This is a genomic window from Brevibacterium sp. p3-SID960 (genome assembly GCF_025144725.1).
In the GTDB taxonomy this organism is placed as follows: Bacteria; Actinomycetota; Actinomycetes; order Actinomycetales; family Brevibacteriaceae; genus Brevibacterium.
On sequence record NZ_JALXKS010000019.1, the window covers coordinates 1 to 23,478 of the forward strand.

General features: G+C 67.7%; 21 protein-coding genes. 7 read left to right on the forward strand and 14 right to left on the reverse strand.

The window, feature by feature from the left end; genetic code table 11:
* Window positions 1-15 precede the first annotated feature (15 nt).
* The 3 genes from M3B11_RS07225 to M3B11_RS07235 are packed head-to-tail and all read right to left on the reverse strand — an operon-like array spanning window position 16 to window position 1,681.
* Window positions 16-174 carry a hypothetical protein gene (locus M3B11_RS07225; RefSeq protein ID WP_259876271.1) on the reverse strand — a complete coding sequence of 53 codons (159 nt, stop codon included), beginning with the start codon at window positions 172-174 and terminating at the stop codon, window positions 16-18.
* The gene (locus M3B11_RS07230; RefSeq protein ID WP_259876280.1) at window positions 171-746 is read right to left on the reverse strand and encodes a CDP-alcohol phosphatidyltransferase family protein; all 576 of its coding nucleotides are present in this window, start codon (window positions 744-746) and stop codon (window positions 171-173) included. The genes M3B11_RS07225 and M3B11_RS07230 overlap by 4 nt, the downstream gene beginning before the upstream one ends.
* On the reverse strand, window positions 743-1,681 hold the full coding sequence (locus M3B11_RS07235; protein WP_259876282.1) for an ABC transporter substrate-binding protein: 939 nt from the start codon (window positions 1,679-1,681) through the stop codon (window positions 743-745). Before M3B11_RS07235 ends, M3B11_RS07230 begins: the two co-directional genes overlap by 4 nt.
* Before the next feature lie 334 nt (window positions 1,682-2,015).
* Between M3B11_RS07235 and M3B11_RS07240 the strand changes: the two genes are divergently transcribed.
* Entirely contained in the window at window positions 2,016-3,332 is a 1,317-nt protein-coding gene (locus M3B11_RS07240) for a C45 family peptidase (protein ID WP_259876284.1), read from the forward strand.
* Window positions 3,333-3,422: 90 nt separating this feature from the next.
* Entirely contained in the window at window positions 3,423-5,723 is a 2,301-nt protein-coding gene (locus M3B11_RS07245) for a thioredoxin domain-containing protein (RefSeq protein WP_259876293.1), read from the forward strand.
* A gap of 103 nt (window positions 5,724-5,826) precedes the next feature.
* Here the strand turns inward: M3B11_RS07245 and M3B11_RS13400 are convergent, their stop codons facing one another.
* From M3B11_RS13400 to M3B11_RS07270, 6 genes are all read right to left on the reverse strand, one after another.
* Entirely contained in the window at window positions 5,827-5,976 is a 150-nt protein-coding gene (locus M3B11_RS13400) for a VOC family protein (RefSeq protein ID WP_396121550.1), read from the reverse strand.
* A gap of 240 nt (window positions 5,977-6,216) precedes the next feature.
* Window positions 6,217-7,020 carry a VOC family protein gene (locus M3B11_RS07250; RefSeq protein WP_259876296.1) on the reverse strand — a complete coding sequence of 268 codons (804 nt, stop codon included), beginning with the start codon at window positions 7,018-7,020 and terminating at the stop codon, window positions 6,217-6,219.
* Window positions 7,021-7,133: 113 nt separating this feature from the next.
* Window positions 7,134-7,859 carry a helix-turn-helix transcriptional regulator gene (locus tag M3B11_RS07255; RefSeq protein WP_259845377.1) on the reverse strand — a complete coding sequence of 242 codons (726 nt, stop codon included), beginning with the start codon at window positions 7,857-7,859 and terminating at the stop codon, window positions 7,134-7,136.
* A 100-nt stretch (window positions 7,860-7,959) separates the two neighbouring features.
* Entirely contained in the window at window positions 7,960-8,526 is a 567-nt protein-coding gene (locus M3B11_RS07260; RefSeq protein WP_259876297.1) for an endonuclease domain-containing protein, read from the reverse strand.
* A gap of 589 nt (window positions 8,527-9,115) precedes the next feature.
* Complete coding sequence (locus M3B11_RS07265; protein ID WP_217006749.1) at window positions 9,116-9,373, reverse strand: hypothetical protein; 258 nt, start codon at window positions 9,371-9,373, stop codon at window positions 9,116-9,118.
* Window positions 9,374-9,536: 163 nt separating this feature from the next.
* Window positions 9,537-10,934: a M18 family aminopeptidase gene (locus M3B11_RS07270; protein WP_259876304.1), complete on the reverse strand. Its 1,398-nt coding sequence runs from the start codon at window positions 10,932-10,934 to the stop codon at window positions 9,537-9,539.
* A 20-nt stretch (window positions 10,935-10,954) separates the two neighbouring features.
* Here M3B11_RS07270 and M3B11_RS07275 point away from each other — a divergent pair, with 20 nt between their 5' ends.
* From M3B11_RS07275 to M3B11_RS07285, 3 genes are all read left to right on the forward strand, one after another.
* Complete coding sequence (locus M3B11_RS07275) at window positions 10,955-12,364, forward strand: MFS transporter (protein ID WP_259876312.1); 1,410 nt, start codon at window positions 10,955-10,957, stop codon at window positions 12,362-12,364.
* Between the two features lie 73 nt (window positions 12,365-12,437).
* Window positions 12,438-13,940 carry a DUF1684 domain-containing protein gene (locus M3B11_RS07280; RefSeq protein WP_259876313.1) on the forward strand — a complete coding sequence of 501 codons (1,503 nt, stop codon included), beginning with the start codon at window positions 12,438-12,440 and terminating at the stop codon, window positions 13,938-13,940.
* 45 nt (window positions 13,941-13,985) lie between these two features.
* Window positions 13,986-14,249: a hypothetical protein gene (locus M3B11_RS07285; protein ID WP_259876315.1), complete on the forward strand. Its 264-nt coding sequence runs from the start codon at window positions 13,986-13,988 to the stop codon at window positions 14,247-14,249.
* 117 nt (window positions 14,250-14,366) lie between these two features.
* Here M3B11_RS07285 and M3B11_RS07290 read toward each other — a convergent pair whose 3' ends face one another.
* A complete protein-coding gene (locus M3B11_RS07290) occupies window positions 14,367-16,325 on the reverse strand; it encodes a M13 family metallopeptidase (RefSeq protein ID WP_259876317.1) in 1,959 nt (652 codons plus the stop codon).
* A 179-nt stretch (window positions 16,326-16,504) separates the two neighbouring features.
* Window positions 16,505-16,993, reverse strand: a complete 489-nt coding sequence (locus tag M3B11_RS07295; protein WP_259876319.1) for a DinB family protein — start codon at window positions 16,991-16,993, stop codon at window positions 16,505-16,507.
* Between the two features lie 384 nt (window positions 16,994-17,377).
* Between M3B11_RS07295 and M3B11_RS07300 the strand changes: the two genes are divergently transcribed.
* Together M3B11_RS07300 and M3B11_RS07305 are read left to right on the forward strand one after the other, a co-directional pair.
* Entirely contained in the window at window positions 17,378-17,923 is a 546-nt protein-coding gene (locus M3B11_RS07300) for a low molecular weight protein-tyrosine-phosphatase (RefSeq protein WP_259876321.1), read from the forward strand.
* A gap of 94 nt (window positions 17,924-18,017) precedes the next feature.
* Entirely contained in the window at window positions 18,018-18,692 is a 675-nt protein-coding gene (locus M3B11_RS07305) for a copper resistance CopC family protein (protein ID WP_259876323.1), read from the forward strand.
* A gap of 131 nt (window positions 18,693-18,823) precedes the next feature.
* On the opposite strand, the gene M3B11_RS07310 is transcribed toward M3B11_RS07305, so the two are convergent.
* From M3B11_RS07310 to pgm, 3 genes are all read right to left on the reverse strand, one after another.
* On the reverse strand, window positions 18,824-20,017 hold the full coding sequence (locus tag M3B11_RS07310) for a glycerate kinase (protein WP_259876325.1): 1,194 nt from the start codon (window positions 20,015-20,017) through the stop codon (window positions 18,824-18,826).
* 259 nt (window positions 20,018-20,276) lie between these two features.
* Window positions 20,277-21,539, reverse strand: coding sequence for an MFS transporter (locus M3B11_RS07315; RefSeq protein ID WP_259876333.1), 1,263 nt, complete (start codon window positions 21,537-21,539; stop codon window positions 20,277-20,279).
* Between the two features lie 133 nt (window positions 21,540-21,672).
* Window positions 21,673-23,322, reverse strand: a complete 1,650-nt coding sequence (pgm, locus tag M3B11_RS07320; protein WP_259876342.1) for a phosphoglucomutase (alpha-D-glucose-1,6-bisphosphate-dependent) — start codon at window positions 23,320-23,322, stop codon at window positions 21,673-21,675.
* Window positions 23,323-23,478: the final 156 nt, after the last annotated feature.

Below are 23,478 nucleotides of genomic sequence, written 5' to 3' on the forward strand. Positions count from 1 at the left end.
TACTGTTTGGGCACCTCAGCCGGCCACCGCCTCGGGCCCGGTGAGCAGCGCCTCGGGATCGGTGAGCAGCGCCTCGGGATCGGTGAGCACCGCCTCGGGCCCGGTGAGCAGCGCCTCGGGCCCGGTGAGCACCGCCTCGAGATCGGTGAGCAGCGCCTCGGGCCCGGAGCTCACGCTGCCGGACGCTGCCGGCCGAGCCGGATGAGCATGAGCGCGTAGTGGATGCCGGCGGCGAGGTGGAGGACGACGCCGATGCTCAGCAGCACGAGCGCGATCGTCTCGATCGGGGTGTCAGCCAGCTTCGGGGCGCTGCCGAGCAGCAGCAGCGGCAGCCCGGTCATGATGAGTGCGGTGCGGATCTTGCCCAGCCAGGTGACATGGGAGTCCTGGGTGGCGTGCATGCGGGTCGCGCCGACGAGACCGAGGCCGAAGTCCGTGAGCACGATGACGAGCAGCATCCACACCGGCAGGATCCCGAAGACCGTCATCGCCGCGCAGATGAACGCGATGCCCAGCCGGTCGGCGACCGGGTCGAGGACCGCGCCGACGCGGGAGGCCATGTTCCAACGGCGGGCGATGAACCCGTCGATCCAGTCCGTCGCCCCGAACACCGCCAGCGCGATGGTTGCGAGGATCCGGTCGTCGGGTTCGCGCATGAGCCAGATGACGATCGGTACGAGCACCACCAGCCGGATCACAGAAATGACGTTGGGCAGCGTGAGCACCTCGTGGCGCGTCGGTCTCATGAATCCAGGTCCTTTTCTGCCAGCCAATCGCGGGCGATCGGCGCGGTCTCGCGGGTGCCGTAGTGGCTGTGCCGGTTGAGCTGCTGGAGTTCGGTGATGTCGAGGCGCAGTGTCGCCCGGGCCAGCGCCTCGGTGAAGTGCGGGTGCAGGCTGGGCACCACCAGCGGGGTGACGAGCTGGGCGAGGACGAGCTTGCGCGGATCGGCCAGCACCTGCAGCTCGTCGCTTTCAAGCGCCGGATCAGCGGCTGGGATGAGCGCGACCGGCACCTCGCCGGCGGTGAGCATATCGCGGGCTGCCAGCGTGTCACCGGGGATCGTGTCGATGTACTCGGCTGTGACCTCGTAGGCGTCCTCCAGCCCGCGCGGTCCGTACGGGCGGTTTCGGACGTGGGCGCCGGCGGCGACCTTGACCGGCTCGTCGATGTCGCGCAGCTCGCCGATGTCGACGATCCGATGCTCCTGACCATACTCGCGGCGGATGACGAAGCACTCATGGTCCGCCGCCTCAGCAGGAGCGAGCACACGCATATTCGTCGGCAGCGCCGACTGCAGCGCCAATTGGATCTGGGCGGTGTCGACCTCGCGGATGTCGGGCTTGAAGTACTGCAGCAGGTGGCCGCCGTACTCCGGGAACACCTCGAGTCCGCCGGCCATGAACTGCGGCAGATAGTCCTCCCGCTGACCCAGCTCGAACTTCCGCTCCACCTCTGCGCCTGCGTCTTCGAGCACCTGGGCGAAGATCTCTGCGATGACGATGTTCGAGTAGTACGACTGCGAACCCACCCGCACCAGCGTGCCCGGCTCCGGCTTCTCCTTCTGCGGGGCCCGGATGATCGGCTTGGTGAGTCCGCATCCGGACAGCAGAGCCCCAGCCGCCGCCGAGGCGGTGAGTCCGGCTGCGGTCAGAAACCGCCGCCGAGGCAGTGGAGCCATGGTCTGGGTGCCTGTCCTTTCGTGCCGGGAGGGTGAGGGTGGTTGGCTGCCGGGAGGGCTTCGGCATCGAGTCTAGCGAGGGGAGATGGACACGCGCTGGCCGCATCCCGACAGGGCGGGCGACGCTAGACTGGCGTCATGCGACGCATCGACTTCCGTCGCGCGCCCGCACTTGCCGCTTCGACGACACCAGCGGACAGTGCGCCCGCCAGACCCACACCTGTACCGTCCGCGCGGACGCAGCGGCGCAGGTGCATGGCGGCGCGATTGGCCGCCGCACTGCAGCTGAGACGCACCCTTGACCAGGCTCGGCGCCCGCTGGAACCATGAGCCTATGGACGCCTCCCAGCCCTTCACCGAACCCCTGACCCCACCTGCCGACGTCGATCCGGCCACGCTCACGATCACCGGAGACACGCCTCGGGAGCGGGGCTATGCGCGCGGGCAGGCAGCCGCGGCTGACATCGCCCGCGCTGCGTCCGGGTATTCGGCGCTCTTCACCGCCGGCCAGATTCCGCCCCAGTCCCAGCGAGATGCCGCCGAGGCCTCGCTCACCGCGCTCGAGGCGTGGGATCCCCGCCAGGTCGAGGAGCTGCGCGGGGTGGCCGCCGGTGCCGCCGCGGCCGGTGCCGCGTTCGACGGTCAGCCGCTTCAGCTGTGGCATGTGGGTCTGGTCGTCGCCCGCACCGAGATCCTCACCCTGGCTGTCGAACCGACCCCGGAATGCTCGACGATCGCCTACGCCGCGCCCGGTCGCACCCTCGGCGTGCAGACCTGGGACTGGCACGCCGAGTTCGCCGGATACTGGCACTACCAGCAGGTCAGCCCGTACGGGGAGCCGGGCCTGTCGCACGCCGGGTTCGCCGAATACGGGATGCTCGGAAAGATCGGGCTCAACTCCGCCAGCGTCGGGGTGATGCTCAACATCCTCAAGAACCGCGACGACGCAGCCGGCGGGGTGCCCGTCCACGCGCTGCTGGCCGGGGTGCTCGACCGGGCGCGCAGCGTCGAGGAGGCCCTCGACATCATCGACTCCGCCCACACCACCTCGTCCTCGGTCATCACCGTCGTCGGCTGCGATGACGCCGTCATGGTCGAGATCAGCCCGCACGGCACGTCCCGGCTGCACCACGACAGCGAGGTCGTCGCCCTCGACGGTGAGCCGGTCGGCCCCGGCGCCCCTGCCCCGAACCCCGGACGGTTCCCGTACGGGCCCGGCGGCGGAGACCGGGGGATCGCCGCCAGTGGCGGATTCCTCATCCACACCAACCACTTCATCGCGCCTGATCAACAGGACGGCGCCCTGCCGCTGTCGGCGACGAGCCGCTCCGAGGAGCGCATCAGCCTGCTCGACGAGAGGCTGCGCGGCTTCGCCGCCACCACCTCAGCTGCCGGCGGGCCGCACCCGGGTGCCGACGATCTGCTTACCCTCATGTGCACCGGCGACGGCGATGCTCCGGTGTGCACGAGCGCGGATGTGCACGCGCCGTTCGGACGGCGCACCGCCACTCTCGTCACCGTCGCCATCGACCCGAACGCCGGGACCATTCGGATGTCCCCGGGCAGCCCACGCGAGCTGTTCGGCACCGACGCGCCCGGCGCCTCGGGACCGTACGAGGGCGCACGCCGGGTGACCTTCGAGGTCGGGTGAGCGGTAGGCCGTCGTAAGACACTGAAGCTCCGGGACGCCGCAGTCCCAGCGACCGGCCGTGACCGGCCGGAGAAGGGAAGGAAGCCCGCTGTGGTCAACAGACTTCGCGACGCCAGCAGCCCGTACCTGCGCCAGCACGCCGACAATCCCGTCGACTGGTGGCCGTGGTGTGCCGAGGCCTTCGACGAGGCCCGGTCCCGCGATGTGCCGGTGCTCGTCTCGATCGGCTACTCGACCTGCCACTGGTGCCACGTCATGGCCGCCGAATCATTCGCCGATCCGGACACCGCCGCCCAGCTCAACGCCGACTACGTCAGCATCAAGGTCGACCGCGAGGAGCTGCCGACCGTCGACGCCTACTACATGGACGCCTTGCAGGCGATGCGCGGGGCCGGCGGCTGGCCGATGACTGTCATCGTCGACCACGACGGCCGGCCCTTCTTCACCGGCACCTATTTCCCGCCGCGGCCCAGACCCGGCCAGCCGGCCTTCCGGCAGGTGCTCTCGGCGGTGACCGAGACGTGGAAGACCGAACGCGACCGCGTCGACGGGATCGCCTCTCACCTGACCGATGCGCTGGCGAGCGTGCACGAGAAGGTCGCCGCGAGTCTGCCTGCCGGTACCGCCGCCGAGGCGCCGGGCGCCGAAGAACTCACCGCCGCAGTCGAGATGCTCGAGGCGAGCTTCGACTCGCGCACCGGCGGATTCGGGCCCGCCCCGAAGTTCCCGCCGCTCATGACGATCATCCAGCTCATCACCCATATCGCGCGGGTCGGGGCCGGGGACGCTGGCGGCGATTCCGGCAGCGGAGCCGAGGCCGGCAGCGGGGCGCGGGCGCTGCGCATGGTGCGCACGACCATGGCCCACATCGCCGCCGGCGGCATGCGCGACCAGGTCGAAGGCGGCATCGCCCGCTACAGCGTCGACGGCCAATGGCATGTGCCGCACTTCGAGAAGATGCTCTATGACAACGCCCTGTACGTGCGTGCGACCACCGCGTGGTTCCGGCTCGAGCAGTGGCTGGCCGGCGGGGGAGGAGCCGGTGCCAAGCTCGCCTCCCGGTACGCGGCCCTGGCTGCCCGCGAGGCCCGCGACACCATCGTCTACCTGCGCACGACACTGACCCCTGAGGGCACCTTCGCTGCAGCGATCGACGCCGATTCGCTCGACGACCACGGCCGTTCGGTCGAAGGCGCCTACTACACCGTCGCCGCTGCCGACATGCAGGACATGTTCCCCGCCGGCAGCCTCTTCTCCGCCGCTGGCAATCTTGAGGGCCGCAGCGTCGTCACCGCCCCGGCGATTCTCGACTGGCTTGACTCCGAGCAGAATGCCCAGACCCCACCATGGGTGGGTGAGCAGGTTGAAGCCGACCGGCAGCTGCTGCTCGATATGCGCGCCGAGCGGGCCTTCCCGCATGTCGATGACAAGACGGTCACCGAGTGGAATGCGCTCGCCGTCACCGCCCTGGCCGAGGCCTCGCTCGTTTTCGCTGAGCCCGACTACGCTGTGACCGCGCGCGAGGTGTTCGCCGCCCTGCTAGCCACCGCCGACCTTCCGGCCGGGCGGCTGCCGCGCAGCTCTTCGGGTGGGAAGCCCGGTGACAATGCCGCAGGCCTGGCTGACTGGGCGGCCGTGGGCCGTGCCGCGATCGCACTCGAGCTCCTCGATGCCGGTCGCCGCCACGAAGTCGGCGGCAACCTCGGCGTCGCCGTCGCTGCTGCCCGGCATATCCGCTCCCACTTCATCGACACGAGCAGCGAACCGATGCGCTGCACCGACGGCACCGACCCGGTCATCGGCATCAGCACCTCCGACCCGGTAGACAACGTCACCCCGGCGGGCCGGACCGCGGCCGCGGAGCTGTTCCTGCTGCTGGCCGAACTCATCGTCCCGGCCATCGGCTGGCGGGAGCCCGGTGCTGGAGAGTCCGGTGATGCCAATGATCGCGAGGGTGATGGGGACCGCTGCGGTGACGGCGGCCGCATTGGGGACGGCACAGGCAGCGGCGGCCGGTCAGAGACCGGCGGCACGCAGCGGTCACGCAGGGCTGCCGAACTCGGGGCGGAGGCCAGCGACATCGTCTACGGCCTGCTGAGCGTCTACCGTCCGCTCATCCAGGAGGCTCCGCGCGGCTGCGGCTGGGCGCTGTACCTGTCTGAACTCCTCGAATCCCGCATGGTGCACGTCACGACCGCCAGCCGCATGCTCGCCGAGCGCGCTGCCAGGTATCCGCTCGTCGCCGTCGTCGAGATCGCAGCAGAAGGCCCCGGCGGATCCGTGCCCGAATCAGGGGCCACAGTCTGCCGGGACGCCATCTGCCTGCCGCCGCTGCCCGACGAGCAAGCACTCGCCCGGCAGCTCGACCGGCTCTCCCCGCTGCGCAGCTGAGCTGCGCTGGGAAGCAACCACCGCCTCGGGAACGGAGCCGAAACCGGTGTTCGCGGGCAAGAATCTGTCAGCTGAGCCCTAACCGGTCCTTGCACCAGCCGCACTACTCGAAGTCGGGCACATGCGACAGCGCCTCCCAGTAGTAGTCGATCTCGTCCTTCCAGTAGTAGTCGATCTCGTCCTGGTCCTGGCATGCGACGGTGAACGAGATCGCTTCGGAGAGCTGGAACGCCGGGCCGCCGTCGAGGCAGATGAACGAAACCCCGTTGAGGACGAACTCCCCGGTGAGCGCTTTGCCTGCATGCCGGCGAAGTGCTCACTGAGGGACTCCTCGAGGTATCCGGCCGCGGAGACGATGCGTTAGCTGGGGAAGGCGCTGACGTAGTACTCCATCTCCTCCCTGGCATGAGAGTCGAACCACGGGCATCGGCTGATCGGAAGGGTGGGGGTGATCGCGTTTCCCTACTGTGATGGGCGATTGTGACCGGGTTGGTCACAGCTCGTTGAGCATGAAGGTGGCGCCCTGCGGATCGGCGACCGGGCAGAAGCGGCCGAACGGCGACTGTCCGATCTCGCCGGTGGCAGCGCCGAGGCGCTGGGCGGTCTCCAGTGCCGCGTCGAGATCTGAGCAGCCGAAGAAGATCGACCACGTCGACTCCTGGAACTGCGGTGGCATGGCCGCGGCGTCGACGAGTCCGCAGACGGCTCCGCACTGCGTGCCATCGGGCAGTGTGCCGGTGACCGAGCCGTTGGTGGCGTAGCGCGGGGTGCCCTCCGGCCTGCCGTCCATCTCCACAACGGACCAGTCGAAGACTTCGCGGTAGAAGTCGACCGAGGCATCGAAGTCGGTGCTGCGGCATTCGAACCAGACCGGCGTGCCGTGTGTGAGCGGGAGCTCGAAGCCGGTGATCTGGTTCGGCTGCCAGGCGTTCAGGCCCGCGCCGGAGGGATCGGCCATGACGGACATCGAGCCGGCATCGCCGACCTGGTTGTTGTCGATGTACACGGTGCCGCGCTCGCGAGCCTTCTGCACAGTCGCGGCGAGATCGTCGGTGTGAAGGTAGACGTCGAATCGCGTGGGGATCTCACCGTCTTCAGGGCAGGTCATGCCGGAGACATCCATGAGCCCGCCGACGGTGCTGCCGTCTGCGGTGATGAGGTGGTAGTGGTTCATTTCGGCGCCGAGGTCGTTGAACTCCCAGCTGAAGAGCTCTCGGTAGAAGTCGAGGGAGCCGTTGAGATCATGGGTTCCGAGGTCGAGCCAGCAGGGAGCGCCGGTGCGGTACTGAGGTGACATGATGCAATTCCAATCGCAGGAGGGCCATCGGTCACGGCCTGGTGATGCCAATCTATGGCGGTTCGGTGTGGTGATGTGTGTCCGTTTTTGCGGTCGTGCCGATCAGCTGCGGATCAGCGCGATGGAGCCAGCACCGGCAGGGCCGCCAGCATAGGGACCGACGGCTCTGGTGCTGGGCCGAAGGCCAGGGTGATGTGCCCGGCTGTGGTCACCGGCGTTCCGTGGATGGCGACGACGGGAGCTGATGGTGCCAGGTGGTCGACCACCTCGGCGGCGGCGTCGACACTGAAGCCGAGCAGCCACGGGGCGCCAGCGCACAGCGGCAGGCGAATGCGCTGCTGACCGCGGCACAGCACTCCGGCCGCCGGCAGGCCGATGGGTGCCGGAGTCGGGAACCACCCGATCCAGGTCAGCGGCGGAAGGCGCAGCCCCGAAGGCGGTGCGCCGACGTCGATGGTGACGTGTGGGGCTGAGGCGTCGCCGATTGAGAACGGGGCCGGTGAACGGTCGGCGACCTGATCGGCGAGTGTTCGGAAGGCAGCTGGGCTGGTGCCGACGGCCTCGCGGAACCGGCGGGTGAACGAGGACACGGAGGTGAAGCCGACCTGTGTGCACACGTCGACGACGGCGTCATCGCCGGTCAGCAGCAGGTTCTTGGCGGCGTGGAAGCGCAGCGCAGCGAGGAACCGGCCAGGCGGAGTGCGCGTGGCGGCGGCGAACATGCGGTTGAAGTGGAAGGGACTGTAGCCGAGGTGGTCGGCGATGTCGGCAACGCTGATGTCCTCCGCAAGGTGCTCCATGGCGAAGGCTGCAGCGCGCTTTGCCGTGTCGGTGCTCACATTTGTGACAGTACTCCGTGGGCGGGTGCTTGTCACTGGTGGATTCGGATCGCGGGGTGGCCGGGCGGTTCCGGCCGGCTTCGGTCGCGGAGCTGTGGGGTCAGCTGGCGCGGCTGGCGTGAACGGGGGGATTCCGGCGTCGGCGGATGAGTGCGGCGCGCACGTCGTAGGCGACCCGGCTCATGTCGCTGCGGCGGGTGACCCGGATGACGATCCAGCCGAGCTGCTGGAGTGTCTGCAGGCGGGCGATGTCGCGGTTGTACTGATCCTCGTCGTCGCGGTGGTGGTCGCCGTCGTATTCCACCGCGACCTTCTCGCGTCGGTAGGCCATGTCGAGCAGATAGCAGTAGCCGGTGGAGGGATTCTCGACGCTGACGCAGACCTCGGGTTCGGGCAGGCCAGCGTCGACAAGGCTGAGGCGCAGGCGGGTCTCCTGCGGTGAGTCGACTCCGGGCCGGGCCCGGTGGAGCGCCTCGATGGCGAGTCTGCGGCCGGGGTAGCGTCGGGTGCCGGTGATGAGGTTCGACAGTTCGACTGGGGTGAGCTGGGGTGGGCCGTGCCAGCGGCCAAGGACAGCGTCGAAGCACTGAACGAGTTCGAGGAATCCGATCTGGCCGGCGAGGTCGAGAAGAGTCTGTCCGATAGTGGTGAATTGGAAGGTTGCCATCGTGAGGAGCTTGATGGCTCCGGCCTGGCGACACTTGACCCACGGGCGCTTGATAACTGTTGCGGATCGTTCGACGGTGACTTCCAGTTTGCTGGACGTTCCCCGAAGTGGGAGCCCGTGGAGATTCGCTGCAGAACGGTGAAAGACTACCGCGTGCGGTGCCACGACAGCCAGTGCCGTCGCCATCTCGAAGGTGCGAAGCCAGTCTTCACCGGCCCAGATAGGGATGCCGAGAGCGGTCGGCCCGTCTGGGTGGTCGTAGATGCCCTTCCCGTAGCGAGACTGGAGTTGACGCCGTCGATACCCGGTGAGGTTCCGTTGGACGAGGAACTCGTAGTCGGCGAACTGCGGGACGGATGCTCTTTTCAGACGTTGAGAGCGGCTTCGCGTGCTCATGAGGACAGCTTCATCGGCTGCAACCGGGATTGGAACGGCCCGGCCAAATCTGTGGATGACGGCCTTTCAGGCTGCCCGGCCCACTTATCGACGTTGACTACCACATCGAGCGAGTTCAGTGTGGTACTCAACGACTACGTTTGCCCGGATTCATAGTCATTGAGTACCACTTCGACGAACCTGGATGTGGTACTTAACGCACACCGGTGAAATCTATTGCCGCCGGTGCCCGATTCCGACGAGTGCGCTCGTATTGAGAGGTGAACCCATCGCAGTGGAGGCTGGCGAGGAAGTCCGCCCGAATCTCCTCAACCTGGTCTGCACTCAGCCCGGTGCACGTGCTGCTGAACCCTGATCCCGTGATGACCAGCCAGGCGAGTTCGTCATCGAGCTTCGGGGCGAGTCGGGAGTTGTCAGCGGCGGCGTCGGTGAAATGCTGCGAGTCGACCATGGTCGCACTGCAGAACCGGGCCGCCGAGGGCGATCAAGCGCCGATCGGCATATTTGGGGCCGGTGCGCCCTCGCGTCAGTCGCCGCCGCGTCAGTCGCCGCCGCCTCAGGCCCCTCGCGTCAGTCGCCGCCGTGTCAGGCCCCTCGCGTCAGTCGCCGCCACCTCAGGCCCCGCCCATGTAGGCATGTGCAATGTGGAACATGTCGTGCACGTCGGTGATCGCGCACATCTCGCGCGCCGAGTGCATGCTCCACAACCCGATGCCGATGTCGACGGTCGTCATGCCCAGCCGAGTCGCCGTCAGCGGGCCGATCGTCGAACCGCACGGCATCGAGTTGTTCGACACGAACTCCTGGTGGGCGACATCGGCAGCATCGCAGGCGGCGGCGAAACGGGCGGTGCCGATCGCATCGGTGGCGTAGCGATGCTGGGCGTTGATCTTCAGCAGCGGTCCGGCTCCCAGGCGCGGCCGGTTGACCGGGTCGTGGCGCTCGGGGAAGTTCGGGTGCACGCCGTGTCCGGTGTCGGCGGAGAAGCAGATGGAAGACGCCATCGAGCGCAGGTACATCTCCCGGCCCGCCGCCGCGCTGCCTCCTGAGTCGCCATCCCCGGCGGCTGCGGCGACGATCCGCTCGGTGATGTCGGCGAGGAACGGCCCGCAGGCGCCGGAACGGGTGTTGGAGCCGACCTCCTCATGGTCGAAGGCCGCCAGCAGTGGGATCTCACTGATCTCAGACGGGTCGATGAGCGCGAGCGCGCTCATCCCGGCATGCACGGATGACAGGTTGTCGAGTCGGGGGCTGGCGAGGAACTCATCGTGCAGCCCGAAGGTCGCCGGCTCCTGCGCGGCGATCGTGACGACATCGAATCCGGCGACGTCGGCGGCCTTGACCCCAGCCGAGGCGGCGAGCACCTCGAGCACATCGGTGCTCTGCATCCCGTCGCTTCCGGCCAGCCCGGTGAGATCCTCCAGGCCAATGACCGGCTGCAGGTGGCGCTGCTTGTCGAGCGCGAGCTTCTGGTTGACCTCACGGTCGAGGTGGATCGCCAGCTGCGGAATTCGGGCGATCGGCTTCGTGCGCGCCAGTACCGTCTGACCACCATGGGTCACGAGCCGCCCGGCGAGGCTGAGCTCCCGGTCGAGCCACGAGTTCAACAGCGGGCCGCCGTAGATCTCGACGCCGATCTGCAGCGCGCCCTCAGTCGTGAACCCCGGGTTGGGCTTGAGCTTGAAGGCCGGAGAGTCGGTGTGCGTGCCGAAGACCCGGAACACCGGGGCCGAGGCGCCGCTCACCTTGCCAGCGCCGCCCGCGTTCCCAGTACTATCACCAGCACCGCCTTCGGGCATCACCCAGGCGATCGCCGCGCCGTCGCGCACGACGACGTACTTCCCGCCTGCGCGCAGCTGCCAGGCATCGGCCTCGTCAAGCTCGCTGAACCCGGCCGACACAAGCCGCTCGCGCACATTGGCCGCCGCGTGGAACGACGACGGCGAGGCGTAGACGAAGGAGGACAGGTCGGCAGCAACGGTGCTCGGCGCAGATTCAGTCGTGATGCTCATACGTAGTAGCGTAGTCAATCGTGCTCTCGGTTCTCATGCGCCTGTTCGGCTGGACCTACATCCCGATCTCCGTCATCGCCAAGCTGCCCTTCGCGATGTCGGTCGTCGCCGTGCTCACAGCCGTCGCAGCCACCCGCGAGAGCTACACACTGGCCGGCTCGACCGCCGCGCTCGTCGGCCTCGGCACTGCGATCTCCGGCCCGCTCATCGGCGCGGCCGCCGACCGCTGGGGCCAGCGCATCGTCCTCATCATCACCGCGCTCGCCAACGCTGCCGCGCTCTTCGGCCTCGCCGTCGCCCTCCGCCTGGAGGTCACCACCCCGGTTGTGCTCGCCGCCGGCATGGCGATCGGCCTCACCAGCCCGCAGGCCTCCTCGATGGTGCGCACCCGCTGGCTCTACGCCATCCGCGCCACTCTCACCGGCACCGATGCCCGCAAGGTCACCTCGAAGGTGCTGTCCTACGAGTCGATGACCGATGAGCTCGTCTTCGTCTTCGGCCCGGTCATCGTCGGCATCGTCGCCGTCGCCCTCGGAGTCGTCGTCCCGCTCGACTTCGCCGCCGCGCTCACCGGCCTCGGCGTCCTAGCCTTCGCCGTCCACCCCTCGGCGCGCTTCACCACCGGCCACGTCCGCCAGCCGGCCTCCGCTCCCGAGGCGGCCGGTGCCTCGCAGCCGGACGTCGCCTCCCCGACGCGCGCCGGAGCCAGCCAGCAGACAGAAACCGCCGCCCAGCCTGCACCCGCCGCCCAGCCTGCACCCGCCGCCCAGCCTGCACCCGCCGCCCAGCCTGCACCCGCCGCCCAGCCTGTACCCGCTGAGCCGACACGCCCGGCCCCGGTACGCGAGATCTACCGTCTCATCGTCCTCGTCCCGGTGCTCGGCATGACGAGCATCGGCGTGTTCTTCGGTGCCTCGCTCACCTCGCTGAGCAACTTCATGGAGCGCTTCGGCCAGGCCGATGCCGCTGGCATCTACTACGGCATCATGGGGGTGGGCTCGGCGATCCTCGCACTGTCGGTTGTCCTGCTGCCCGATCGCTTCACCTTCACCGCCCGTTGGCTGGTCTTCGGCTCCCTCGCACTCGCCGGCTCGATCGTCATGCATGTCGTCTCCGCCCCGCTCGACGTCGTGCTGCCGCTGGTCATCATGGGCTGCGGCATCGGCCCTGCGCTTGTAACCCTGTACTCGATCGCCTCGGATGTTGCCCCGTTCGGGCGGACCACCACCGTCATGGCGATGATGTCGACCGGCGTGGTCGTCGGCCAGTCGGGATCCTCGGCACTCACCGGTGTCATCATCGACCGGTTCAGCTATGTGGAGGGCTTCCACATGATCACCGTCGCCACCACGCTGCTCGTCTGTCTGGGCGTTGTGCAGCTGCTGGCAAACCGACCCGAGCACCGCCGCCGCAGCACCCGCATCGCCTAGGATAGGACTAGCCGCCAGCCCGAACGGCTGACGGCCGCTGACCGCGCACCCCTATGCGAGTTCGAGGAGCCCTGTGGAACAGTACAGTGCCGAGTGGCAGGCGTGGCATGATGCCCGCATCTCCGATCTCGCCACCCCATTCGGGTGGCTGAGTGTCACTGGGCTCACGTGGCTGACGTCGTCGCAGCCGGTCACCTGGCCCGAGGCGCCGGGCACCTTCACCATGGACGGCGACTGGGTGCACTTCACCTTGGCTGTCGGGGTGTCGGCCGGTCCGAGCAAGGCCGCACTCGAGGTCATGAGCCGCCCGGCCGGACAGCGCTCCGGGGGAGATGCCGCCCATGATTCGATTCCGGCGCGCGCCTCCCACCCCTCCGCCGAGGTGAGGGTCGACTCTTCGGAATCGATGTCGGCCAGGCTCGATGATGGGGAGTCGCTCAACTGGTTCGTCGTCGACCACATCACCTATGAGCTCCTCCGCCGCGACGGGAACTACGGGATTCGCCGGCGGGATTCGAAGGCCCCGCTGCTGCAGCGCTTCATCGATATCCCGACCTTCCCGCTGAGCCGGGGGTGGATCGTCTCCGGTGTCTTCACCCCGTATCCCGATCCGGAGCAGCGCCGCATCGCCACCGCTTGCCCGGGCTTGGAGCTCGATGAGCAGCTTACGGGCGAGGTTCGGTTCACACTGTGCGATGTCGAGTATGTGTTCAAGACCTCCGGCAGCCCAGATCACGGTCTGCATATCAACTTCCACGACTACACCAACGGCCGCACGACGGCGACCTGGCGGCGCATCAACCTCGGACTGCCTGATGCTCAGGGTCATGTCATCATCGACTTCAACCGCACGATCAACTACCCGTTCGCCTTCATTCCGCACGCCACCTGCCCGGCGCCGGTGCCGGAGAACGTGTTGCCGATTGAGCTGCAGGCTGGCGAGCGCCTGCCGACACAGACGCTGTCGGAGTCCGGGATCAACACGCCGGTGCTGTTCATCGACCTGTCTCCGGAGATCGAGATCGGTGGGGTCATCGACCTGTGGACCGAACTCGGTCTCGACGTCACTCTCGTCAACCGCGACGAACCGCTGCCGCCGCTGCCCGGTTTCGCTGCCCTCGTCGTCTTCTGCTGGGGGCCCACAAGCGAGGTCCGCACTGAGCTCATCACCGAGATCGTCGAAATGGTCTCCGATGCGATGGCCACCCGGATCCCGGTCGTCGCCGTCGGCACCGCTACCACGATGCTCGCCGCCGCTTCGCTCGACGGTTCGCTGACAGCCGGGCGGATCACCTTCGAGAAGACCGCCGACAGCCTCGGGCCGATTCCGCTGGCTGTCACCGACACCGTGGCTGAGGACCGGCTGTTCCGCAACAACATCTCCCGCCTCGACCCTGACGGCGTCGGCTACATCGTCATCGACCGCGCCGAGGGCGAAGAGCTGCCGGCCGGGCTCAACGGCGACGCGGACCGTGACGAGGCCCGCCTCGAGGCGCAGCGGACCTTCGGCGCTCATGAGGTCGCCTGGCGCGATCTGGCTGAGCGGTTCGCGCGTCTCCTGCACACCACCATGTGACAGCTCCTGCCAGCACCGGCGGAATCCAGTGCGAGCGGTTGACCGGTGGGCATCGTTCCAGGAGTCGATGACCGCCTGCCGGTCGAGGATTCGGCTCTGCGTGAGAACCATGAGGCCGTCGCTGGTCAGGACCTGTCCGTCGAAGTCCGCGCCAGTGCTCTCGCAGAGGGACTTCCATTCCTGGTGTTCGGGTTCGAGCAGTTCGCTGAGCATGGTGGCGGGCTTCTTCGCTTCGCGGAGTTCCAGCCTACTGCCGAATGGTGCAACAGAACGATGGCGCGACAGAACGATGGCGCGACAGAACGATGACGTGACAGAACCCGGCCCGCGATGCGCGGACCGGGTTCTGTCGGGTTCGAGCTCAGCAGCCGCCGTTAGGCTGACGCGCAGCCTCCGGCAGGCTGACGCGCAGCTGCAGACTCAGTCTCACACCCAGATGTGGACGCGCTCCTCCGGCGGCAGGTACATCGGGTCGCCCTCGCTGACGTCGAAGGCCTCGCTGAAGGCGTCGATGTTCTTGACCACCTGGTTGCAGCGGAACTCCTCGGGCGAGTGCGGGTCGACGCTGAGCCGGCGCAGCCGCTCCTCCTTGCGCATCTTGATCCGCCAGGCCTTCGCCCAGGCGTAGAAGAACTGCTGCTTCTCCTCGGTGGTGACCTCGCGGCCCTCGTCGGCTGCGGCGATCGTCAGTGCCTTGTACGCGATCGACAACCCGCCGACATCGCCGATGTTCTCCCCGATCGTCAGTGCACCGTTGACGGTGTGCTTGGAATCGAAGCCGGCGGGCGCGAGCACATCGAACTGGTCGATGAGCGAGCGGGTGCGCTCCTCGAAGCGCTGCCGGTCTTCAGCGGTCCACCAGTCGACGAGGTTGCCGGTGCCGTCGTAGCGGGAGCCTTGGTCGTCGAAGCCGTGGCCGATCTCGTGGCCGATGACCGCGCCGATCGCTCCGAAGTTCACGGCATCCGGGGCGTCGACATCGAAGAACGGCGGCTGCAGGATCGCCGCAGGGAAGACGATCTCATTCATCACCGGATGGTAGTAGGCGTTGACCGTCTGCGGGGTCATGAGCCATTCGGTGCGGTCGATCTCCTCACCGATTCGCCCGACGTGCCGGTCGTGCTCAGCCTCGGCGGAACGGCGGATGTTGCCGAGCAGGTCGTCGGCGCGGATCTCGGCCGGGTACTCCCGCCACACATCTGGGTAGCCGACCTTCGGCGTGAACTGAGAGAGCTTTCTCAGCGCCCGCTGCTTCGTCTCCTCACCCATCCAGTCGAGGCTCTTGATCGAGGACTCGTAGGCGCGGATGAGTTTGTCGACCAGCTCGCTGATCGCCTCCTTCGCCTCGGGCGGGAACTCCTGGGCGACGTAGAGCTTGCCGACAGCCTCACCGAGCAGCCCCTCCACCAGGCTGACGCCGCGCTTCCAGCGCTCACGCAGCTGCGGAGTGCCCGAGAGCGTCCGGCCGAAGAAATCGAAGTTCTCCTCGACGATCTCATCGCCCAGCGCACTGGCCGAGGCGTTGAGCAGGGCGAACATCATCCAGCCCCGCAGCACCCCGACTGGCGTGTCGGCCCACACCCGGCCGGCGCCGGTGAGGAAGGAGGGCTGGCTGACGATGAGGTAGTCGGCGTGCTCGATGCCCGCTCCGGCCCGCCATGCGTCGAGGTCGAAGCCGCGGACGAGGTCGGCGACCTCGGGTACGGTGAACCGGTTGTAGGTCTTTTCCGCGTCCCGATTGGTGACCCGGTCCCAGTGGTGTTCGGCGACTGCGGTCTCGAACGCGAGGATCTTTTCGGCCAATTCCTCACCGGTCATCCCGGTGTGTTCCTGCAGCCCGGCCAGCTCGGACATCCGTGCGATGTGGGCGCGGAACTTCTCACGCAGTTCGGCGTTGTCCTCACCGCGGTAGTACGACTCATCGGGCAGGTGCAGGCCCGACTGCACGATGTACATCGCGTAGACGTCGGAGTCCTTGGCATCGGCGCTGACGAACCCGCCGAGCAGACCGCCGCAGCCTTCGCGGTCGAGCTCGCCCATGAGGCCGGCGAGCTCGCCGTGGTCAGCGGCGGCTTTGATGCGCTCGAAGCCCTCACGCAGCGGAGAGATCCCGAGCGCGTTGATCCGCTCGGTGTCCATGAACGAGGTGAACAGATCGGCGATCTTGGCCTCTTCGCTGCCCGGTGCCGGGGAGGAATCGGCTAAGCCGGTGATGAGGTCGCGAACCTTCTCCTCGGCAGCGTCGTAGAGCTCGCGCATCGCGCCGTCGCCGGCACGATCGTCGGGGATTTCGAACTCGTCGAGCCAGGCTCCGTTGACATGGCGAAACAGATCGTGGGTGGCGGCGACGTCGGGGTCGCCGTGCGGCAGCGAGATGTCAGTCATGGCTCCAACCTATCGCCTGCCCGCCGGGTTGTGGACGGTGGGAACCGGATTTCCGTGCCCGAGGCGGTGGGCACCTCAGCGTCAACAGTCTTCTCTGCGGTATGCGGTCGGCTGCGGTATGTGGTCGGCGAGCAGTCTTCTTCTGCGGTCGGTGCTCGGCGATGGGGTCGGCAGGATCGTCAGGGTCGTTCTGCGTCCCACCCCAGAGCTCCGCGGATGAACGCGGCCTGTCCGGCGTGCTGGGCGGCGTCGTCGATGAGCGAGACGAGCCGGGTGGCGCGGGTGACAGGGGGATCATAGGAGTCGTCGACGACATCGTCGAGGTCGTCCGGCTGCAGACCGCTGATGCTGGTGGACAACGCCTGTTCGACTGCGTCGAGATAGTCGCCCAGCGTCTGCGGATCGTCGATGCGCACGCGGGATGCCTCCGCGACGCTCTGCCCGAGACCGAAGCCCTCGGCGGGCAGCCCCAGGCGCGTGTGAAAGGCCTGCTCAGTCCACACCTCGGGAGCGGACGAGAGCGCCGCAAGCTGGACGTCGACCTCGCGCCCGGAGTGCCACAGCAGCCAGGCGATCGAGTTGGTGCCCGGCACCACATGGGTGTTGAGGTCATCGACGGTGATGCCGTCGAGCACCTGCCGACAGACCTCGAAGGGGCGGGAGAGCATGTCCGTAAGTATGGTGATGGCATCCACAGCGTCCTCCTCTGCGCACCGCCGGCCGGCTGATGACTCCGATTCTAGCGGCCATGCCTCGCTGGCCGGCAAGACCTGCGCAGGCGGAACCCCGAAGCCCGGGACAGGGTCTTGTTAGGAAACCCGGGACAGGGTCTCGTTAGGAAACCCGGGACAGGGTCTCGTTAGAGTGGGAGAAAGCGACTGCGCTTGCGCACGCGGCGACGATGACGACCGGCAGGAGGGCGGCCGGTGAGCCGTCAGGCGAGGTGTGGAAACCGCTGAAGCGTCCCGCAGCTGGGACCTGCGGCCGTGGGGATATGCACCTGCGACGTACCGCTGGTGCCGAGACAGGCACCTGCTGAGAAGAGAGGACACATGAGCACGGGCCACGACGCCACGACATCCACACAGCCCAGGGGGAGCGGACCGGTGCAGGCGAGTGCCGTCTTCGTGTGCACCGGCAACATCTGCCGCTCGGCGATGGCGGAGCGGATCGCAGCCGCTGAACTGGCTGATCTGCCGGTGCGCTTCGACTCAGCCGGCATCAGCGACGAAGAGCAGGGCAACCCGATCGATCCGCGGGCCGAACACGTGCTGCGCGAATACGGCTACGACACCGCTGACCACTCCGCCCGCCAGCTGACGCCGGAGTGGCTGGCCGACCGCGACCTCGCGATCGTCATGACTGAACGGCACCGCCAGGCCACTGAACGGCTGCTGGGCTCCGTTCCCGCAGCGCAGCGCCCGCAGGTGCGCATGCTGCGCTCCTACGATCCCGCCTGCCGAGACGCTGCGGGCTCGGACCTCGATGTCTTCGACCCGTGGTACGGCGATCAGGACGGCTTCTACCAGACCTATGAGATGATCACTGCTGCGATGCCCGGCATCCGCTCCCATCTGCAGCAGATGCTCGGATCGTAGTGAAGCCGTAATCTGCCGACCGCCGCACATGCAGGCTGCCTCCAGGTTGGTAAGGGACAATGAGGACAGTTTCTGTCGTGATTGGAGATTCCCTTTGACTATCCGCACCTTCTCGACTCCCCTGTTGGCGATCGCCGCAGCTGTGGCCCTCGGGTTCACGCTGCTGTGGTCGGCCCCCGTCAGCGCCCATGACCGACTCGTCAGCTCCAGCCCGGAACACGGCGATGAGCTCGACTCGCAGCCCGACTGGCTGGAGCTGGAGTTCTCCGGCAACGTCCAGGACGTCGGAGCTGAGATCAAGGTGATGCATGAGGGAGCAGACGTCTCTGCCGGTGAGATCACGGTCGAGAACCGCACGGTGAAATCGGCGCTGCCCGACGACCTTTCGCCCGGTGACTACACCGTCGACTGGCGAGTCGTGTCGGAAGACGGCCACCCGATCAGCGGCACTTTCGACTTCGCCATCAAGGACGACGGGTCCGGCGGTGGCGAAGCCCAGAGCGACGACGCAGCCGGCGACGAGGCGGCTGCAGCTGAGGAGACCGCGGGTCTCGGCGGCTCGGCAGTCGACGATCCGGACCGCGAAGCCGCCGATCGCGGCGAACTCACCAGCGACGACGCCGGCGGCGTGTCGCTGCCGATGATGATCCTGCTGGGCGTCGGCGGCCTGGCCGTTGTCGCTCTGGTGGTGCTGCTGTTCATGCGCAAGCGCCAGGGTCTGCCGGGCACTGAAGGCGACGGCACCGGAGGGCCGGCTCCGCGCAGCTGAGCGAGTTCCACGTAGCCCGCATGTGAGCGGGTTCCACGCGGCCCGCATGTGAGCGGGTTCCACGCAGCCCGCATGTGAGCGGGTTCCGGTCGGGTCGCGGTGATCTTCATGCGCGGTGGCGCCCTTCACCTTCATGCTCGGTGCTGTTCCTCACGCCGCTCGCTGTCCGCGGCCGCCGGCAGCGTTGCCGCGATCCGCTCTGCGAGTGCGGTCATCACCCGTTCGGGCTCGGTGAGACTGGTCTGCACAGTGGCGATGTCGGTCATGGCGTACAACCGCACCCGAGGCGGTGACTCGTGTGCGCCGCTGTCGGCGGATACGCTGCTGCCCAGGCCGGCGAGTTCATCTGCGCTGACGTCGGCGCTGCCGCACACCACGATGCGCAGCAGACCCCGCGCCCCAGCTGCGGCGAGCACCGCTCCGGGACCTTTGCCTGACAGCGTCTGGTCGTCGATGCGGCCCTCGCCGGTGATGACGGCGTCGGCCTGTCCGAGAGCGGCGTCGAAGCCGAGGAGGTCCATGATGTAGCCAGCCCCGGGCATCGGTTCGGCGCCGAGGACGGTCATCGCCGCGAAACCGATCCCGCCCGCGGCCCCAGCCCCGGGCCGGTCGCTGTCGTCTGCCGAGCCGAGCAGACCGGCCAAGTGCGCGAGTGCGGAGTCCAGACGCCTGACCTCCTCGGGCCCGGCGCCTTTCTGCGGACCGTAGACTGCGGCGGCACCCCGTGGTCCGCACAGCGGGTTGTCGACGTCGAAGGCCAACTCCAGCCGCACTGGGGGATCGGCGCCGACGAGCCGGGGGTCGAGTCCGCTGAGGTCGATGTTCACGAGTTCCTCCAAGCCGGCGCCGCCGGGAGGGATCGGCGTGCCGGCAGCTGTGTGCAGCCGTGCCCCAAGAGCGGTGAGCATGCCGGCACCGCCGTCGGTGGTGGCTGAGCCGCCGACGCCGAGGACGATCGTGGTGCATCCGGCGTCCAGGGCAATGCGGACGAGTTCGCCGGTGCCGAGCGTTGTCGCCTGCAGCGCGGTTTCGGGGGTCGGCAGGATTAGGTTGATGCCGGAGGCCTGAGCCATCTCGATGACGGCGACTTCCCCGCGACGGGCCCAGGCTGCAGTGACCGGTGTGCCCAGTGGTCCGGTGACCTCTGCGGTGTGTTCGGTGAATCCGCAGGCGGCGACCGCCGCAACGGTGCCGTCGCCCCCGTCGGCCAGGGGCAGCGCCGAGGTGCTGTGGCCGGCGGCCTGCAATGCGGGGGCGAGGAGTTCGGCGATGCGGGTGCTCGTCAGAGTGCCTTTAAAGGAGTCGCAGGCCAGCAGAATGTGCATATCCTCACGCTACCGCCCATCCTGGACTACCGTCGGGTAATCATCGCAGGTTCCGCCGCGCAGTGAGTGCACACTGGGTCATCCCCACCTCGGATGCAAGAGAAACCTGAGGCCAGCGCACCACTGAGAGGGCGATGGAATGCCATGACAGCCACGCAATCTCTCAGCCTGGCCGCCATGGCTGCTCAACTATAACCGCTGAGTAATCCTCAGCGCCAGCGTCCGGCTGTGGTGCGGGCGGCATGCCGCAGCTGCGTTCTCAAGGGCTGGTTCCATCCGCATCGTCGTCGGTGATGGTGTTGATGACCGTGCGGTTCTGCCGCGCGGCATGGCTGCGCGTGGCCGGATCCATCTGCCGGTTGAACGCGATCGCGAGGACCGCGGCCAGGGTCGCGCAGACAGCCGGGAGGATGAGGGCGTTGCGCGCGCCGAGGGTGTCGATGATGACGCCGGAGACTGCCGATCCGATCGAGACGCCGAAGCCGAGCGCCGTGCCGATCCAGGCCAGCGCCTCGGTCAGCCGGTGCGGTGGGGCGAGCTCCTGGATGACGGAGGCGGCAGCGATGAGCGAGGGGGCCAGGGTGAGGCCGACGGCGAAGATCGTGAGCCCGAAAGTCAGCATCGAGCCTGCCAGCAGCATCGGCCAGGTGAGCGCGGCCAGGCATGTCAGTGCGGTCGCCAAACGGTGCTGAACGGGGGCCTTCCAGGTGCGCACACCGTAGAAGATGCCGGCCAGCAGAGAGCCGAGCGCCATAGCGCTCACGAGCACACCGGCCATAGGCTTGTGTCCGGATTCCTCTGCGAAGGCGACGGCGATGATGTCGAGGGCGCCGAAGTTCACACCGAGCACGGCATGGGCGACGATGACCATGAAGATGCCGAGGTTCGAGAGCACTCTGCCCTTGTCGGCTCCGCGCTTGCGCGGCTGCGGGGCCGGTTCGGTCGTCTTCTGGGAGTAGAACAGGATCGAGCCGACGATCGTCGTCACCATTGAGGCGACGATGCCGGCGGCCGGGTAGATCATCGTGGCGAGGAAGGTGACGATCATCGGGCCGGTGACGAAGAGCATCTCGTCGGCCACGGATTCCCAGCTGAAGGCGGTGTCGAGCTGTTTGCGGTCGGCGACGATCGCGTTCCAGCGGGCACGCACGAGCGAGCCGAGCGAGCCGATGGTCGCACCGCTGACGCCGGCGAAGAGGAAGACCAAGCCGATCCACCAGCGCTGGTAGACGGCCGTGAGCAGCAGCACCAGGCCAACGATGTGAATGGCGACGATCGGCAGCATGACGCGGGCCTGGCCATGGGCGTCGACGAGACGGGCGATGATCGGATTCGAGATCGCCTGCACGAGCATGAAGGCCGCAGCGACGAGGCCGGCGAGCGCATACGAGCCGTGCACGCCCTGGATGAACAGGACGATGCCGAGGCCTAAGATGGCGATAGGGAAGCGCGCGATGAGTCCCGCCAGCGAGAACTTCAATGCTCCGGGCAGAGAGAAGATCTCCTGATAGTTGCGGAACACTAGGACAGTCTATCCCGCACTCGCACCCCGGCAGACTCGGCTCCCTGGTGTGATTGGTCACCGCGGCGCCGGTCCCGAGGCGGTGGGCCGGTCGTCGACGAGATCGTCGTCTGACCACCAGCCTCAGGCGAGCTCAGGGCTGTGATCCGGTGACCCCGTCGACGACAGCCTTCGCCTCGGCCTGGACTTCGGCGAGATGGTCGGCGCCCCTGAACGACTCGGCGTAGATCTTGTAGACGTCCTCGGTGCCGGAGGGGCGCGCTGCGAACCAGGCGCTCTCGGTTGTCACCTTGAGACCGCCGAGCGCCTCGCCATCTCCTGGAGCCTCCGTGAGCTTGGCCGTGATCGGCTCGCCGGCGAGCGTATCGGCACTGACCTGCGCGGGGCTGAGCTCCTTGAGCGCGGCCTTCTGCTCGCGGGTGGCCGGGGCGTCGATGCGGGCGTAGGCGCTTTCGCCATGCTCGGCGGCCAGCCCGGCATACAGCTGCGAAGGAGTCTTGCCAGTCACTGCGGTCATCTCAGCAGCCAGCAGGCACAGCAGCATGCCGTCCTTGTCCGTCGTCCAGGCGCTGCCGTCGAAGGCGAGGAACGAGGCGCCTGCCGATTCCTCTCCGCCGAAGCCCACGTTGCCGTCGAGCAACCCGGACACGAAGTACTTGAAGCCCACCGGCACCTCATACAGTTCCCGGCCGCGGGCGGCGGCGATGCGGTCGATGATACCGCTGGTCACCGCAGTCTTGCCGATCTTCGCGCGCTTCGGCCAGTCCGGCCGGTGGGTGAAGAGGTAGTCGACGGCGGCGGCGAGGTAGTGATTGGGGTTCATGAGTCCGGCATCCGGGGTCACGATGCCGTGCCGGTCGGCGTCGGCGTCATTGCCGGTGGCGATGTCGAACCGGTTCCGGCTGTCGATGAGTGAGGCCATCGCGTGCGGCGAGGAGCAGTCCATCCGGATCTTGCCGTCCCAGTCCAGCGTCATGAACGACCATGTCGGGTCGACCTCGGCGTTGACGACGTCGATGTTGAGGTCGAGGCGATCGGCGATGATCGGCCAGTAGTCGGCAGCCGCTCCGCCCATCGGGTCGGCGCCGATGTGCAACCCGGAGCCGCGGATCGCAGCGACGTCGATGACCTTCTCCAGGTCGTCGACATAGCTGGAGGTGAAGTCGAAGTTCAGTGTCTCATCGAGGTGGAAGGCCCGCTGAAACGCCTGCCGGGGGATCTTCTCCCAGCCGGCTTCGAGCAGTTCGTTCGCCCGGTTCTCGATCCAGGCGGTCACCGACGAGCCGGCTGGCCCGCCGTGCGGGGGATTGTATTTGAAGCCGCCGTCTGACGGCGGGTTGTGGGAGGGCGTGATGACGATGCCGTCGGCCAGGCCCTGCGTGCTGCCGCGCGAGGCGTTGTGCTTGAGGATCGCGTGCGAGAGCACCGGGGTGGGGGTGTAGCCGTCGCGCTCATCGATCATGGTCGGCACTTCGGCGGCCGAAAGCACCTCCAGGGTCGTCAGCAGTGCCGGCTCGGACAGTGCATGGGTGTCCCGGGCCAGGTAGAGCGGGCCGGTGTATCCCTGCTCCCGGCGGTACTCCACGATCGCGGCCGTGATCGCGGTGATGTGCGCTTCGTTGAACGACCCGGCGCTCGAACTGCCTCGGTGCCCCGACGTTCCGAAGCTCACCCGCTGGGCGGGATCACTCGGATCGGGGACGATGTCGTGGTAGTCATCGAGCAGATCGGGGATTGAGACCAGATCCGACTCGGCTGCGGGTTCTCCTGCACGAACATTCATAGACACACTTTCTCAGAGCCCCGCGCCGAAACGTAGTCGAAAGCTGAATCATCTCGCCATGCGGCCGGCACACCGAGACCACCTCGGGTGCGGCGTCCCAGTTCGTGAGAACACCGCGCCCGAGGCAGTGGTTGGGTGGTGAGTCGGCATGCCGCT